General features: G+C 67.7%; 15 protein-coding genes and 1 tRNA gene. 5 read left to right on the forward strand and 11 right to left on the reverse strand.

Translation table 11 applies throughout. From position 1 onward, the window contains the following. Positions 1-464 precede the first annotated feature (464 nt). Both QMX79_RS04965 and QMX79_RS04970 read right to left on the reverse strand, forming a co-directional pair. Positions 465-1,586, reverse strand: coding sequence for an inorganic phosphate transporter (locus tag QMX79_RS04965; protein ID WP_282244982.1), 1,122 nt, complete (start codon positions 1,584-1,586; stop codon positions 465-467). A 13-nt stretch (positions 1,587-1,599) separates the two neighbouring features. After that, a complete protein-coding gene (locus QMX79_RS04970; protein ID WP_282244983.1) occupies positions 1,600-2,226 on the reverse strand; it encodes a DUF47 family protein in 627 nt (208 codons plus the stop codon). Between the two features lie 281 nt (positions 2,227-2,507). On the opposite strand from QMX79_RS04970, the gene QMX79_RS04975 reads away from it, so the two are divergent. Then, entirely contained in the window at positions 2,508-3,851 is a 1,344-nt protein-coding gene (locus QMX79_RS04975; RefSeq protein WP_282244985.1) for a hemolysin family protein, read from the forward strand. After that, complete coding sequence (locus tag QMX79_RS04980) at positions 3,835-4,494, forward strand: exopolysaccharide biosynthesis protein (protein ID WP_282244986.1); 660 nt, start codon at positions 3,835-3,837, stop codon at positions 4,492-4,494. Before QMX79_RS04975 ends, QMX79_RS04980 begins: the two co-directional genes overlap by 17 nt. On the opposite strand, the gene QMX79_RS04985 is transcribed toward QMX79_RS04980, so the two are convergent. From QMX79_RS04985 to QMX79_RS05000, 4 genes are all read right to left on the reverse strand, one after another. Next, entirely contained in the window at positions 4,491-4,991 is a 501-nt protein-coding gene (locus QMX79_RS04985) for a pyridoxamine 5'-phosphate oxidase family protein (protein WP_282244988.1), read from the reverse strand. The genes QMX79_RS04980 and QMX79_RS04985 overlap by 4 nt on opposite strands. A gap of 123 nt (positions 4,992-5,114) precedes the next feature. Continuing rightward, positions 5,115-6,104: an LLM class flavin-dependent oxidoreductase gene (locus QMX79_RS04990; RefSeq protein ID WP_093534515.1), complete on the reverse strand. Its 990-nt coding sequence runs from the start codon at positions 6,102-6,104 to the stop codon at positions 5,115-5,117. Between the two features lie 92 nt (positions 6,105-6,196). Continuing rightward, positions 6,197-6,943: a sulfurtransferase gene (locus QMX79_RS04995; protein WP_282244990.1), complete on the reverse strand. Its 747-nt coding sequence runs from the start codon at positions 6,941-6,943 to the stop codon at positions 6,197-6,199. Positions 6,944-6,988: 45 nt separating this feature from the next. Continuing rightward, positions 6,989-7,354 (reverse strand): DUF6164 family protein, encoded by a 366-nt coding sequence (locus QMX79_RS05000; protein ID WP_282244991.1) that lies wholly within the window; start codon positions 7,352-7,354, stop codon positions 6,989-6,991. A 63-nt stretch (positions 7,355-7,417) separates the two neighbouring features. Here QMX79_RS05000 and QMX79_RS05005 point away from each other — a divergent pair, with 63 nt between their 5' ends. After that, positions 7,418-7,858 (forward strand): FKBP-type peptidyl-prolyl cis-trans isomerase, encoded by a 441-nt coding sequence (locus QMX79_RS05005; RefSeq protein WP_282244992.1) that lies wholly within the window; start codon positions 7,418-7,420, stop codon positions 7,856-7,858. 5 nt (positions 7,859-7,863) lie between these two features. Next, positions 7,864-9,108 (forward strand): TIGR03862 family flavoprotein, encoded by a 1,245-nt coding sequence (locus QMX79_RS05010; RefSeq protein ID WP_282244993.1) that lies wholly within the window; start codon positions 7,864-7,866, stop codon positions 9,106-9,108. Here the strand turns inward: QMX79_RS05010 and QMX79_RS05015 are convergent. From QMX79_RS05015 to QMX79_RS05035, 5 genes are all read right to left on the reverse strand, one after another. Then, complete coding sequence (locus QMX79_RS05015; protein ID WP_282244994.1) at positions 9,105-10,727, reverse strand: FMN-binding glutamate synthase family protein; 1,623 nt, start codon at positions 10,725-10,727, stop codon at positions 9,105-9,107. The genes QMX79_RS05010 and QMX79_RS05015 overlap by 4 nt on opposite strands. Before the next feature lie 31 nt (positions 10,728-10,758). Continuing rightward, entirely contained in the window at positions 10,759-12,042 is a 1,284-nt protein-coding gene (locus QMX79_RS05020; RefSeq protein WP_282244995.1) for a nucleotide sugar dehydrogenase, read from the reverse strand. Positions 12,043-12,328: 286 nt separating this feature from the next. Continuing rightward, positions 12,329-12,784: a BLUF domain-containing protein gene (locus QMX79_RS05025; protein WP_282244996.1), complete on the reverse strand. Its 456-nt coding sequence runs from the start codon at positions 12,782-12,784 to the stop codon at positions 12,329-12,331. Between the two features lie 69 nt (positions 12,785-12,853). Further along, complete coding sequence (locus QMX79_RS05030) at positions 12,854-13,858, reverse strand: TraB/GumN family protein (protein ID WP_282244997.1); 1,005 nt, start codon at positions 13,856-13,858, stop codon at positions 12,854-12,856. Between the two features lies 1 nt (position 13,859). Next, positions 13,860-14,552, reverse strand: a complete 693-nt coding sequence (locus tag QMX79_RS05035; protein ID WP_282244999.1) for a glutathione S-transferase family protein — start codon at positions 14,550-14,552, stop codon at positions 13,860-13,862. Between the two features lie 75 nt (positions 14,553-14,627). Here QMX79_RS05035 and QMX79_RS05040 point away from each other — a divergent pair. Then, a tRNA-Leu gene (locus tag QMX79_RS05040) sits at positions 14,628-14,714 on the forward strand.

Consider the following 14,714-nt stretch of genomic DNA (forward strand, 5'->3'; position numbering starts at 1 on the left):
CCGTGAATCCATCCATGGAGGCTTGGCAAAAACATCCATGTTTTTGACAGTCCCGCAAACCCGCCCCCGCCGACCCTCGACGGTGAGTTGGTGGCCACGGGAAGATCAACGGCGGTGTCGATCGTTTTCCTGCGTTACCGGCCGCGGTGGCGTTGCGTGCCGTCGTTTGGGAACCGACGCTACCGACTCCAGTACCCGCCGCGTAGAGCCACGCCCTGCGTGGCTGCCGTTCCCATCCGCCAACGACCATCTGTCGGGGGTGGTCGGCGGGCAGCCCCCGTAGGGACTGTCAAAAACATGGATGTTTTTGACAAGCCTCCAGGGATGGATTCACGGCGTGTCCCGTAGGGGGCTGCCCGTCGGCCGCCCCGCTCGCAGCGATGAAAACGCTGCTCTTCGCGACCACGCAACAGACACAAAAAACCCGGCCGAAGCCGGGTTTTTCGCATTTCAAACCAGAACCATCAGGTCCAGCCGAACAGCTCGAACAGCTTCAGGATCAGGTAGGCGCAGCCGCCGGCCGCCGGGATGGTGAGGATCCAGGCCCAGACGATGCGCTCGATCACGCCGAAGCGCAGCGAACGCGGGTTCTTGGCGTAGCCCACGCCCATGATGGCGGTGGAGATGCTGTGGGTGGTCGAGACCGGCATGCCGAAGTGCGCGGCCAGGGTCAGGATCGTGGCCGAGCTGGTTTCTGCGGCGAAGCCGTGGATCGGGTGCAGCTTGACCATCTTGTGGCCCAGCGTCTTGATGATCTTCCAGCCGCCCGAGGCGGTACCGGCAGCCATCACCACCGCGCAGGTCAGCACGATCCACATGGCGATGCCGTCACCGGCGTGTGCGTCCGGGTGCATGAAGGCCAGCCAGGACGGCAGGTCGTTCAGTGCGCCGGTCGCTTCGGCGCCGATCAGGGTCATGGCGATGATGCCCATGGTCTTCTGCGCGTCGTTGTGGCCGTGGGCGAAGCCCATGTAGGCCGCCGAGACGATCTGGGCCTTGCCGAAGAACGCGTTGACGATGCGCGGGCGAGCCAGGCGGCCCAGCCAGCCACCGGCCTTGGCCATGGCCGCGATGATCGCCCACAGCAGCAGCATCACCACGATGCCGAGCAGGAAGCCGGCGATCGGCGAGGTGATCATCGGCAGGAACACCTTCCACAGCAGGCCCTTGTTCTGCGCCCAGGTGCCGATGCGTTCGGACCAGATCAGCGCGTCCCAGTTGTTGTGGGCCGCGGCCAGGCCGGCGCCGCACAGGCCACCGATCAGCGCGTGGGAGGACGACGACGGCAGGCCCTTCCACCAGGTGATCAGGTTCCAGATGATGCCGCCCAGCAGCGCGCACAGGATCACCTGGGGGGTCACGTCGACCACGCCGGTGTTGAGCAGGCCCGAGGCGATGGTCAGCGCCACGGCGGTGCCGGTCAGGGCGCCGATGAGGTTCATGAAGGCCGCAAGCATCACCGCCCAGCCGGGCGAGAGCACCTTGGTCGCCACCACGGTGGCGATGGAGTTGGCGGTGTCGTGGAAGCCATTGATGAACTCGAAGACGAGCGCGGCCAGGATCACCACCAGAACGAGGGTCAGCATGCTGTGGCGTCCGTCAGCTGTTCTTCAGCACGATCTGGTACGCCACCACACCGGCCTCTCGGCAACGGTCGATGGCCTTTTCCAGGATCTCGAAGAACTCCTTGAGCAGGAACATCTGCAGGTTGTCCAGGCGACCGGAGTAGATGTCGCGGTACAGCTCGAGCATCAGGCGGTCGGCTTCGTTTTCCAGCGCGCGCAGCTTTTCGTTGAGCCCGGTCATCTTGTCCAGGTTCATGTTGCGCAGGTCGTGGACCATCTCGACGACCACGCTGGCGGCCTGCTCGAGCATCGCCGCGCGCGGCGCGAAATCGATGTGTTCCAGGTGCTTGGTGGCCAGCGAGTAGCGGTCGGCGAACTTCTCGACCTGCTTGGGAATCTTGTACAGCGCCGAGCCCAGCGCTTCGATGTCTTCGCGCTCGATCGGGGTCATGAAGCTGTCCACCAGCGCCTGGCTGATCTTGTCCGAGGCGGCGCGTTCGCGCAGGCGGGCCAGCTTGAAGGCGTCGAGCGCCGGCTGCCGGTCGGCGTCGCGCAGCATCGAATGCAGCGCCTTGGCGCTGTCGTGGGCGGCCTGGGCAGCCTCGTCCAGCAGGGTGTAGAACTGTTTGCCGGAGCCGAAAATGGTCTGCAGAGAGAACATTGAGAAACCTATTCGCCGTCGAGGAAGGACGGCACCGGGCGGAATTATGACGGTTTGATGTCCAATCCGGGTACTCCCGTCATCTTCACGCCGTCTCCGGGCCACCTGAACGACCCTGTTTGCACCCCTCCCCCCGGCTTTTGTTAAGATGCGCGGGCACCTTCGGGTGCACTCTATGGACGACGACCCTTATCCCCCGCCGCGCCCGCCAGGCTTGACCTGGCCCGGTAGCCGCCCGCGCTTGAACACGCCCTCCCTGCCACCAACCGGGGACGACGCCCGTGTTTGAACTTCTTATTGTCCTAGCCCTGATCCTGCTCAACGGCTTCTTCGCCATGTCCGAAATGTCGGTCATGACCTCGCGCAAGAGCCGGCTCAAGCAGATGGCCGCCACCAGCACGCGGGCCCAGAGGGCGCTGGAACTGTCCGAGAAGCCCGAAAGCTTCCTGTCCACGGTGCAGATCGGCATCACCCTGATCGGCATCCTGACCGGTGTTTACGGCGGCGATGCCATCGGCAGCGCCATTGCCCAGCACCTGCAGGGCATGTTCCCGGCACTGTCGGCCAATTTCCCGCTGTTCAACGATCCGCAGCCGTGGTCGGAGGTGATCGGCAAGACCCTCGCCGTGGCCCTGATCACCTTCCTGACGCTGATCTTCGGCGAACTGGTGCCCAAACGCCTTGCAATCACCCGTTCGGAGGACATCGCCGGACTGGTCGCGCTGCCCATGAGCGGCCTGGCCCGCATCGCCTTCCCCTTCGTGTGGCTGCTTTCGCATACCACCCGCCTGGTGCTGCGTCTGCTGGGGCTGGGCAAGGACCAGGCGGCCAGCGTGACGGAAGAAGAGATCCGCATGCTGGTGGCCGAAAGCCACGAGGCCGGCGTGATCGACGCGCATGAGCGCGACATGATGAACCGGGTGATGCGCCTGGGCGACCGTACCGCCGACAGCCTGATGACCCCGCGCAACCGGATTGCGTGGCTGGATACCCAGGCCGATGCGGAGAAGAACCTGACCGCCATGCGCGAGCACGAGTTCTCGCGCTACCCGGTGTTCCGCGGCAACGACCAGGACATCGTCGGCGTGCTCGAGGTCAAGAGCCTGGTCACCCGCCTGGTGCGCGATGAGCACTCGCTGTTCCAGCAGCTGCGCGAGCCGCTGTATGTGTCCGAGTCCACCCATGCGATGAAGCTGCTGGAGATCTTCCGCGAGGAACAGCAGTCGATGGCGCTGGTGGTGGACGAGTACGGCGAGATCCAGGGCCTGGTGACCATCAGCGACCTGATGGGCGCGGTGGTCGGCCGCATGCAGTCGGTGGAGAACGTCGACGAGGACGCGCTGGTGGTGACCCGCGAGGACGGCTCGCTGCTGGTGGATGGCTCGCTGTCGATCGAAGACCTGCGTGAGCTGATGGGCAACGCCGAACTGCCTGATGCGGATGACGGGGACTACTACACGCTGGCCGGCATGTGCATCCACTACTTCGGCCGCATCCCGCATGCCGGGGAGTACTTCGACTGGGCTGGCTGGCGGATCGAGATCGTCGACCTGGACGGCGCGCGCGTGGACAAGCTGCTGCTGCGCACGCTGGCCGAAGAGGAGACCGATGAACTCACCGGCTGATCCGTCCCCGGCGCCGGACCAGAGCCGGCCGGAATACCAGAACGAAGGCATCCGTACGCTGCTGGCGATGTTCGACCACGGCGATCCCGACGAACGCCTGCGCCTGGGGCAGATCCTGCAGGGCCTTCAGCAGAGCGCGTTCGGGGTGTTCCTGTTCATCGCGATCCTGCCGTCGTTCATTCCGGTGCCCGGGCTGGGAGGCGCCGTGAGCGGGCCGCTGGTGATCCTGATCGGCGTGCAGATGCTGTGCGGCATGCGGCGGCCGTGGCTGCCGGGCTTCATCGCCAACCGCGGGCCGCGTCGCGGCACGATGCATAAATTCCTGGGGAAGATCGACGGCGCGCTGCGCCGCCTGGATCGCATGCTCAAGCCGCGTCGCCCGGCCTTCCTGGTGCCGTTGCCGGCGCATGCGTTCACCGGGCTGCTGCTGGTGCTGACCGGCGTTCTGCTGTCGCTCCCGATCCCGTTCACCAACTATCTGTTCGGGTTCCAGCTGCTGCTGTTCTCGCTGGCGCTGCTGGAGCGCGATGGCACCCTGATGCTGGTCAACTGGATCGGCGCGATTGCCGCGGTGCTGTTCTTCAGCTTCAGCTCCGGCCAGGTGGTGCACTACCTGACCGAGCTGTTCCAGCGCTGGTTCTAACGCAGGTCCACCACCCCGTTGTCGGACAGTGCGCTGGGGTCATCGCTCACTGCGGAGAGCACGAAACTCAACGCCTTGCCCAGCAGCGTGCCCGGGCCGTCCCAGTACTCGGCCGATTCGGCACGCACGTGGATCAGGCGCAGGTTCGGATCGTCCTTGCCGCCCGGGAAGAACAGCTTCATCGGCGGCGACCACAGTTCCTCCACCTTGGCGCGGTCGTCGACGATACGCGCGATGCCCGCCACCGAAACGTAGGTGTTTTTCGACTGCGAGGCGTAGGCCACGTTGACGCGCGGGTTGAGCGCGATCTCGGCCACCTTCGGGCTGTCGGCCGCAGTGGCGAACCAGAGGTCGCCGTCGAATTCGACTTCCTGGGTGCCCAGCGGGCGGCTGTACAGGCGCCCATCCACGCCGGTGGTGGTGAACATGGCGATGTCCACGTCGCGGATCAGTTCGGCCAGCTGTTCGATGTGCTGCTGGCGATCATGGTCGGCCATGCGGTGACTCCTGCAGTAAGGAGCTCCATCACACCGGATTGCGGGAAATGGCGACGTGAACCGGACGGTCACGTCGCCTTCGCGTCGGGAATGCGCCAGCCACGCAGGGCGTGGCTCTACCTATCAGCGCGTCGCCGATTTCCACGCTTGCATCGCCAACCCGAACGAACGCTTGCGCGCGCCGTGGTCGTAGATGTTGGCGGTGAGCAGCAGCTCGTCGGGCTTGTGCCGCGCGGCGAACGCAGCCATGCCCTCGCTGACCTGGCGCTGGTCGCCCACCACCGCGCAGGCCAGCGCGTTCTGCACGCCGATCTTCTCGTGCGGCTGCCAGAACGCTTCGATATCGTCGATCGGCGGCGGAATCAGGCCCGGCAGGCCGCGGCGCAGGTTGACGAAGCTCTGCTGCTGGGTGGTGAACAGGCGCTTGGCCTCGGCTTCGGATTCAGCCGCCACCACGTTCAGGCCCAGCACCGCGTACGGCGCGGTGAGGTACTGCGAGGCGCGGAACTCGCGGCGGTAGACCGCCAGCGCTTCGTCCATCGCATCGGGCGCGAAGTGCGAGGCAAAGGCGAACGGCAGGCCCATCGCCGCCGCCAGGCGTGCACTGAACAGGCTGGAGCCCAGCAGCCACACCGGCACCGGGATGCCCGCGCCGGGTACCGCGCGCACGGCCTGGCCGGGCTGTGCCGGCTCGAAGTAGTGCAGCAGCTCGCGCACGTCCTGCGGGAACTGGTCGGCGCTGTCGAAGTAGCGGCGCAGTGCGCGTGCGGTCGGCTGGTCGGTGCCCGGGGCGCGGCCCAGGCCGAGGTCGATGCGGTCCGGATACAGCGAGGCGAGCGTGCCGAACTGTTCGGCCACCTGCAGCGGCGAGTGGTTGGGCAGCATGATGCCGCCGGCGCCGACGCGGATGCGCTGGGTGCCGCCGGCCACGTGGCCGATCAGCACCGCGGTAGCGGCGCTGGCGATCCCGGGCATGTTGTGGTGCTCGGCCAGCCAGTAGCGGTGGAAGCCCCAGCCTTCGGCGTGCTGGGCCAGGTCCAGCATGTTGGCGAAGGCCTGGGTGGTGTCGCTGCCCTCACAGACCGGGGCCAGATCAAGAATCGACAGTTGCATGGACGCGTTCCATCAAAGGTTATCCCTCGTTGATGGGGGCGCTCGTGTGCGGACACCATGGCCGCTGGCGGAATGGTGATTCCTGCGCGATATCAATCGGCGGCCTGGTCAACCAGAGGCTTCAGCCCGGCATCCAGCGCCACGCGCTCGTCGAAGACGAAACAGCGGCCGTCATAGCCTTCGCCGCCCACGGCCTCGAAATAGCCGAGGATGCCGCCGTCCAGCTGCAGCACGTTGTCCATGCCGTCGTTGCGCATCCACAGCGCGGCCTTTTCGCAGCGGATGCCACCGGTGCAGAAGCTGACCACGGTGCTGTCGCGCAGTGCCTCGCGGTGCGGGGCCAGCGCCTCGGGCAGGTCGGTGAACTTGGTGATCGGCAGCACCAGCGCGTCGTGGAAGGTGCCGTACTCGATTTCCTGGGTATTGCGGGTATCGAGCATCACCACGGGCTTGCCGGCGTCGTCATGGCCCTGGCGCAGCCAGCGCTGCACCGTGGCCGGATCGACCGACGGCGCGCGCGGGTAGGCCAGCGGCTGGCCGTCGTCGATACGGAAGCTGATGATCTCCGGCTTGACCTTGGCCTTGAGCCGGGCGAACGGCTGCATCTGGCTGTAGCTGGTCTTCACCCGCAGCCCGTCGAAGCGCGGGTCGGCGCGCAGCGCGGCATAGAAGCCATCGATACCGGCCTCAGGGCCGGCCAGGAACAGGTTGATGCCCTCGCCCGCCACCAGCACGGTGCCGCGCAGCTCGCCGGCCTCGGCACGCGCCAGCAAGGTGGCGCACAGCGCCTCCGGGTCGGCGATCGGGGTGAAATGGTAGGCGGCGGTATTGGCGATCATCCGCCCATTTTACCCGGGGCCCGCCCCGGCCGCCCAACCGGGCGTTCAGCCGCGCAGCAGCACGAACGGCAGCAGTACCAGCGCGGCGGCCACCAGCATGCCGGCCAGCACAGCCACCACGAACAACGGGCGGCGCCGCAGCAGCGTGCTGAACGTTTCGGCGCTGCCATCGGCCAGCGCGGCCTGGCGTTCGGCGCGGACCCGCTCGCCGCGCGCCTGCTGGTACTCGGCCATCAGGGCCTTGGCCCGGGCCTGGTCGGCATCGTCGCGGATCCAGATACCGCCAAAGGAGATCCCCCAGGGGCTGGGTTCGGTGCGGTAATGGGCGATGCCCGCCCGGTCCAGCAGCGCGATCACATCCTGGATTTCATCGTCCGCGACATTGCGCAGGTTGAGCAGCAGTTTCGACATGCGCCCATGATAGCGCCCGGCGATGCGCTACCCTTGCGTCCCATTTTCCATCCGGTGCCGCCCATGCGTGCTCTGCCGAAGTTCCTGCTCGTCCCCGCGCTGCTCTCGCTGCTGGCCGCCTGCACCCCGCCCGGCCCGCCGCCGGGCGGCAGCATCGCCACCTTCGAGAAGATCGACACCCAGCCGGGCACCGGCGCCGAGGCGACCCCGGGCAGCACCATCGTGGTCCACTACACCGGCTGGGTGTACGACGAAAAGGCCGCCGACAAGCACGGCGCCAAGTTCGACAGCTCGGTCGACCGCGGCGAGCCGTTCAGCTTCGGGCTGGGCCAGGGCCGGGTGATCAAGGGCTGGGATGAGGGCTTTGCCGGCATGAAGGTCGGCGGCAAGCGCACCCTGATGATTCCGGCCGACTACGGCTACGGTGCCTCCGGCGCCGGCCCGATTCCGCCGAACGCCTCGCTGGTGTTCGATGTCGAGCTGCTCGACGTCAAGCCGCGCTGAACCGCATGAGCACTCCCGTCCTCCCTGCGCGACGCGTGGCGATCATCGGCGGCGGCCCGGCCGGGCTGATGGCGGCCGAGACCGTGCGCGCCGCCGGCCACGCCGTGGACCTGTACGAGGCCAAGGGCTCGCCCGGGCGCAAGTTCCTGATCGCGGGCAAGGGCGGCTTGAACCTGACCCATTCCGATCCGCAGGACGTGTTCGTGGCCCGCTACCGCGAGCGTGCGGCCGAGGTTGGCGCGTGGCTGGCCGATTTCGACGGCCCCGCGCTGCGTGAGTGGGCCGCGGGCTTTGGCGTGGAGACCTACGTCGGCACGTCCGGGCGGGTGTTCCCGGTCGACCGCAAGGCCGCCCCGCTGCTGCGCGGCTGGGTGCGCCGGCTGAAGGAACAGGGCGTGCGCTTCCACGTGCAGCATCGCTGGAGCGGGTGGCAGGAGGACGGCGCGCTGCGCTTCGACACACCGGAAGGCGTTGCCACGGTGCAGGCCGATGCGGTGGTATTGGCGATGGGCGGTGGCAGCTGGCCCGAGCTGGGCTCGGACGCCGCATGGGTGGCACCGCTGGACGCGCGCGGCATCGAAATCGCGCCGCTCAAGCCGGCCAACTGCGGTTTCGACATCGACTGGACGCCCTACTTCCGCGACCGCCAGGCCGGTGCCCCGCTGAAGCCGGTGGTCGCGCATTGGACGGGCCTCGATGGCCGCGAACACACGCAGCAGGGCGAATGCGTGATCACGGCCAACGGCATTGAAGGCAGCCTCATCTACGCGCTCGCCGCGGACCTGCGCGACACCCTGGCGCGCGATGGCCAGGCGCAGCTGCAGCTGGACCTGTTGCCCGGGCAGACCGAAGCGCAGCTGCTGGACAAGCTGCACAAGCCCCGCCAGGGCCGCAGCTTCGGCGAACACCTGCGCCGCCAGCTCGGCTTGGGCGGGGTGAAATCGGCGCTGTTGTTTGAAGTGCTGGGCAAGGATGCCGGCCAGCTGCCGGCAGAGACCATCGCCGCCGCGTTGAAGCGGCTCACGCTGTCGCCGCTGCGCCCGCGGCCGCTCGACGAAGTGATAAGCACCGCCGGCGGCGTGCGGTTGGAAGCGCTGGATGCGGCGCTGATGTTGCGCGACGTTCCCGGCACGTTCTGCGCCGGCGAGATGCTGGATTGGGAAGCCCCCACCGGCGGCTATCTGTTGACCGCGTGTTTCGCCAGCGGGTTGCGGGCGGGGCGCGGTGTCGTCGAATACCTCGCGCGCTAACGCGATTTGCTGTTGCGCAACGCCTGGATGCGCGCGGGCGGCTGGAACGAGTCGCTGCGCGCATCCGCCCAGAAGTCGTGGAAGACCGCGTGGTCCGGCACCCGGCGCAGCAGTTCGCCGGGGGTGAGGTAGCGGTACAGCGAGGCCAGCGAGCGGATCTCCACCGGCGAGACGCGGCGTACGATGTGTTCCGGCCCCAGTTCGGCCGGATGCTGCAGGCCGGCCGCACACAGCAGGTCGCGCAGCGCACGCAGGGTGTTCTCGTGGTAGTTGTGCACGCGGGTGGCCTTGTCGGCCGGATCCAGGTGCCGCCAGCGGCTCGGATTCTGGGTGGCGATACCGGTCGGGCAGCGGTCGCTGTGGCAGCTCAGTGACTGGATGCAGCCGAGCGCGAACATGAAGCCCCGCCCGGCGTTGCACCAGTCCGCGCCCAGCGCGATGGTGCGCGCGATCTCAAACGCACTGCTGACCTTGCCCGCCGCGCCGACCCGGACGCGGTCGCGCAGGTCCAGGCCGACCAGCGTGTTGTGCACCAGCAGCAGTGCTTCATGCATCGGCACGCCGACATGGTCGATGAACTCGGCCGGCGCGGCACCGGTGCCGCCTTCGGCACCGTCGACCACGATGAAATCCGGCAGCAGCCCGGTTTCCTGCATCGCCTTGGCGATGCCGAACCATTCCCACGGATGGCCGATGGCCAGCTTGAAGCCCACCGGCTTGCCACCGGACAGCTCGCGCAGGCGCGCCACGAACTGCAGCAGTTCCACCGGTGTGTTGAACGCCGAATGCTTCGACGGCGACACGCAGTCCACGCCCATCGGCACGCCACGCGTGGCCGAGATCTCGGCGCTGACCTTGGCCGCCGGCAACACCCCGCCGTGGCCGGGCTTGGCGCCCTGCGACAGCTTGATCTCGATCATCTTCACCTGGTCGGTGTTGGCGTTGGCGACGAAACGTTCTTCGCTGAAACCGCCGTGCTCATCGCGGCAGCCGAAATAGCCGGAGCCGATTTCCCAGACCAGGTCGCCGCCCATCTCGCGGTGGTAGGGCGAAATCGAGCCTTCGCCGGTGTCATGGTAGAAACCGCCGCGGCGCGCGCCTTCGTTGAGCGCGCGGATCGCATTGGCCGACAGCGAGCCGAAGCTCATGGCCGAGATGTTGAACACGCTGGCCGAATACGGCTTGGCGCAGTTGGGCCCGATCAGCACGCGGAAGTCGTGGTCGGCCACTTCGGTCGGCGCCAGCGAATGGTTGATCCATTCGTAGTCCACCGCGTAGGTGCTGCGCAGCGTGCCGAACGGCACCACCTCCATTTCATTCTTGGAGCGCTGGTAGATCAGCGCGCGTTGCTGGCGCGAGAACGGCACGTCCTCCAGATCGCTCTGCACGAAGTACTGGCGGATTTCCGGGCCGATGGATTCCAGCCCGTAGCGGAAGTGCGCCATGACCGGGTAGTTGCGACGCAGCGTGCTGCGCTTCTGCAGCAGGTCCCAGGTGCCCAGGATGACCATCGCCGCACTGATGCCCACGCCCCAGTACCAGGCGGCCCAGTACTCGGCCAGGTACAACGAGACCGGGAGCAGCAGGATGGCGAGCACGTAGACCAGGTAACGATGCATGGCTTTCCTCGATCAACAACTGCAGTCGAGTTTACAGGCGGTCGTCGACCACGTCCCGTGGCCAGACCGACTTCACGTCGTAGACGATCCCATCCGGTGCCAGCAGCGCGCGGATCCGTGCCGTGTCCATCGTGCGGAAACGATCGTGCGCCACCGCCAGCACCACCGCGTCGTAGCCCTGCGGGTCGGGCTGCTCCACCCACTGCACGCCACTGCCTTCCAGCGTGGCCGGGCCGACCCAGGGATCCTGCACATGCACCTGCGCGCCGCTGGCCTGCAGGGCCTGGGCCAGTTCCAGCGCACGGCTGTTGCGCAGGTCCGGGCAGTTTTCCTTGAAGGTCACCCCCAGCACCAGCACGCGTGCGCCCTGCCCGGCCTTGCCGCGGCTGGCCAGCAGTGCCAGCACGCGCTGGGCCACGTGCGCGCCGACGCGGTTGTTGACCTGCCGCGCGGTGTGGATCAGGTCCGGGTGGTAGCCCACGCTTTCGGATTTGTGCAGCAGGTAGTACGGATCCACGCCGATGCAGTGGCCCCCGACCAGGCCGGGGCGGAACGGCAGGAAGTTCCATTTGCTGCCGGCGGCGTCGAGGACATCCTGGGTGTCGATGCCGAGCCGGTCGAAGATCAGCGCCAGCTCGTTGACCAGCGCGATGTTGACGTCGCGCTGGATGTTCTCGATCACCTTGGCCGCTTCGGCCACGCGGATCGACGGCGCCGGCCAGGTGCCGGCGGTGATGATGCGCGCGTACAGCGCATCGACGAGCGCGGCGATCTCCGGGGTGGACCCAGAGGTGATCTTGCGGATGTCGGGCAGGCGCCGCTGGCGGTCGCCCGGGTTGATCCGTTCCGGGCTGTAGCCGCAATGGAAGTCCTGGTTGAAACGCAGCCCCGAGCCGGCTTCCAGCAACGGTACGCAGACCTCTTCGGTGGTGCCGGGGTAGACGGTGGATTCGTAGATCACCAGGTCGCCGGGCTTGAGCACGCTGCCGATCAGGATGCTGGCATCGCGCAGCGGGCCGAGGTCCGGCTGTTCGTGCGCGTCGATCGGGGTGGGCACGGTCACGATATAGACGGTGCACGCGGCCAGGTCGGCAGGGTCGACGCTGTAGCGCGCGTGCACCGCAGCGGCGAGTTCGTCCGCCGACATTTCCAGGGTGTGGTCGTGGCCCTGCTGCAGTTCGGCCACGCGCGCGTGGTCGATGTCGTACCCGAGCGTGGGCAGCTGCGCCCCGAACGCCACCGTCAACGGCAGGCCGACATACCCCAGCCCGATCACGCCGATGCGCGCCTGTGCGGCGCGGTCCGCCGCCGTCATCCGGCCAGCCTCGCAGGCGCGCGCAGGCGCGGCAACAGGAATGCAGGGGGACGATCGATCATGCGGGGCACCACCAGGGAACAGATGCGACAAGCCTAACGCGGCCGGCGCTGCGCCACAAAGAACAAAGCCGCCGCCCGCGGAGAGTACGGACGACGGCCAACAAGTGGTCCAGCTGCGGTTACTTCCCTTTCAGACAACCCCGGGGGCATACCCCGGACCGGTCACAGCTGGTAGGCACATGGTAAGGACCGACCTGTGATCTTTGTGTTACGAACACCGGGGATCAGGACCCCAGGGTCACCGCCGCCGGTTCGAGCTCGCCGGACACGCCGGTCCACACTTCGAGCAGGCGCGCGAAACCGATCCGGCGCTGGCCCTCCACCGGTGCGACGGCGGAGAATCCGTTCCAGTCCACGTCCACGATGGCATCCATCACCTCCGGTTCGATCCGGGCCGAGGCCATCGTCCAGCGCGGGAAGTGACGGGTCGCCACGTCCCCCCGCGCGAGTTCGCGCATGCGCTGGTGGCTGCGCGCGTTGATCACGCGCTGCTCGACCGGGGCCACGCCATCGTCGGGGCCTTCGATGTACTGCAGGAAGCGGCGGCCGTCGAACATCAACACGCCGGTGACGCCGGCCACCCGGTTGAAGCCTGATGCTTCAACGAGGATGCGGTCGATGTCGGCGCCATCGATACCCTCCACTGCTTCGCTCACATAGGCGAACGCCCGCAACGCCATATGCACCCCCCGGTGAAGTCCACATGACTATGCCATGAAGGCTGCGGGGGTGATAGGCGACGACGCGGCTCAGGGCGATTCCACGCTGTAGCCGGCCTGGCGCAGGCGCTCGAGGTAGCCGCCGGGTTCGGCCAGGGCATGCACCGACACGGTGGCGAAGGTCACCGGGTGCCTGGCCAGTGACTCCCGCGCCGCGGCCATCCACTTGTCGGCCGAGCGTGCATCCAGGTCCGCCATGCCACGGCGGCGACCCAGCTCGCTGCTGGCGATGGCACCGACGCAGGCGTCGTACTGGCTCTTCAGGGCCAGCTGCTGCAGGGCGTCGATATCGCCCACCGCCCATGCGTTGGCGCGCTCGACCAGCAGAGGCAGCTGGTGTTCCACCACGTCCAGGGTGCGCTGCAGGCAATCCACATCCTGCAGGGGGCTGGCCCGCACTTCCTTCAGCGCGGCGCGCGGATCGTCGACCTTGATCACCACGCGGGTCACCACCGGGGTCAGGCCGCGCGCCTTGTACGCCTTTTCCAGCAGCTTGCCGACGCTGGAGCGCGGGCTGAGCCCGACCTCGTCAAGGGCCGCCACATACAGGCGGGTGGCGGCCACCAGCGGACGGTCCTTCTCCACCCCGTTGCCGCGGCCCAGGTAGCGCGTCTTGAGCGGCTGCCACCGGGCATACAGCGCCGGTGGCAGGATCTCCTGCAGGCGCCGGCCCTGCGGGTCGTGCTGTGCCTTCATGGCCGAGGGCAGCAGGGTCAGCCGGCTGAAAAAGCCGACATCGGCATCCAGCGTCCAGCCCGGCGGCCCCAGCACCGCATCGGCGCTGGCGATCACCGCCTTGACCTCGTCGGCGCGCCAGTCCAGCCTGGCCGGCAGCGGCGATACCGTGCCCAGGATCCACAGCGCGTGGCCCTGCGCATTGGTGACCCGCCACATGCCCGGGCCGGGCTGCACGCCGGAGACCACCACCGGCGCCAGGTCGACCACCTCGGGCGGTGCCTGCTGCGCCCTGCCCTCGGGCACGCCCGCGCAGGCCAGCCACACCAGCATCGCGCCCGCCGCTGCCATCTTCGCCATGTCAGCCCCGATCCGGTGCCTGCCGGTAGGGTTCTTCAAACGGGCGGAAATCGTGGTCGTCCAGCGCCGCCGCGATCCACGCCTGCACGCCCGGCAGTGCCCGCACCTGCTGCATGTACGCGGCCACGCGCGGCGACACCGGCACGGCATAGGTGTGCAGGCGCATCACCACCGGCGCGAAGAACGCATCGGCGATGCTGAAGCGATCAAACAACAGCGGACCCTCGTGGCGCGCAAGCAACCGCTCCCAGAGCGCCAGCAGGCGCTGCAGGTCGGCTACCACGTCCGGCTGTTCGCGCAGTACCCGCGCCCCGACCTCGGGAAGCTGCGCTTCGATGTTCATGGGAAAGTGCGAACGCAGCGCGCCGAATCCGCTGTGCATCGCGGCGGTGGCGCTCCGGGCCAGCGCACGTTCGCTGCGATCCTGCGGCCACAGCACCCGTTCCGGAAAACGCTCGGCCAGGTATTCGGCGATGGCCAGCGAATCCCAGACGACCAGCGCGCCATCGACCAGCACCGGCACGGTCCCCGAGGGCGACAAGGCTTCGGCGCTGCGCTTGAACTGCGAGTCCGGGTCGAAGCTGTCAAAGCGCAGCACGACCTCCTCGAAGGGAATGCCGGCCTGGGTCATCAGCACCCACGGCCGCATCGACCACGAGGAGTAGTTCTTGTTGCCGATGTGCAGTTTCAGCATATGCAGGATCGCCCGGAGCAGGAAAGCCTGATGCTAGCGCCCTGCTGGATTCCGCTACAATCCCTCCGCAGCGCCGCCCGGATGGCGAAACTGGTAGACGCATCGGACTTAAAATCCGCCGGGGGCAACCCCATGCCGGTTCGATTCCGGCTCCGGGCACCA

The sequence above is a fragment of the Stenotrophomonas sp. PS02300 genome (assembly GCF_029959395.1).
GTDB classification, from domain to species: Bacteria; Pseudomonadota; Gammaproteobacteria; order Xanthomonadales; family Xanthomonadaceae; genus Stenotrophomonas; species Stenotrophomonas maltophilia_AD.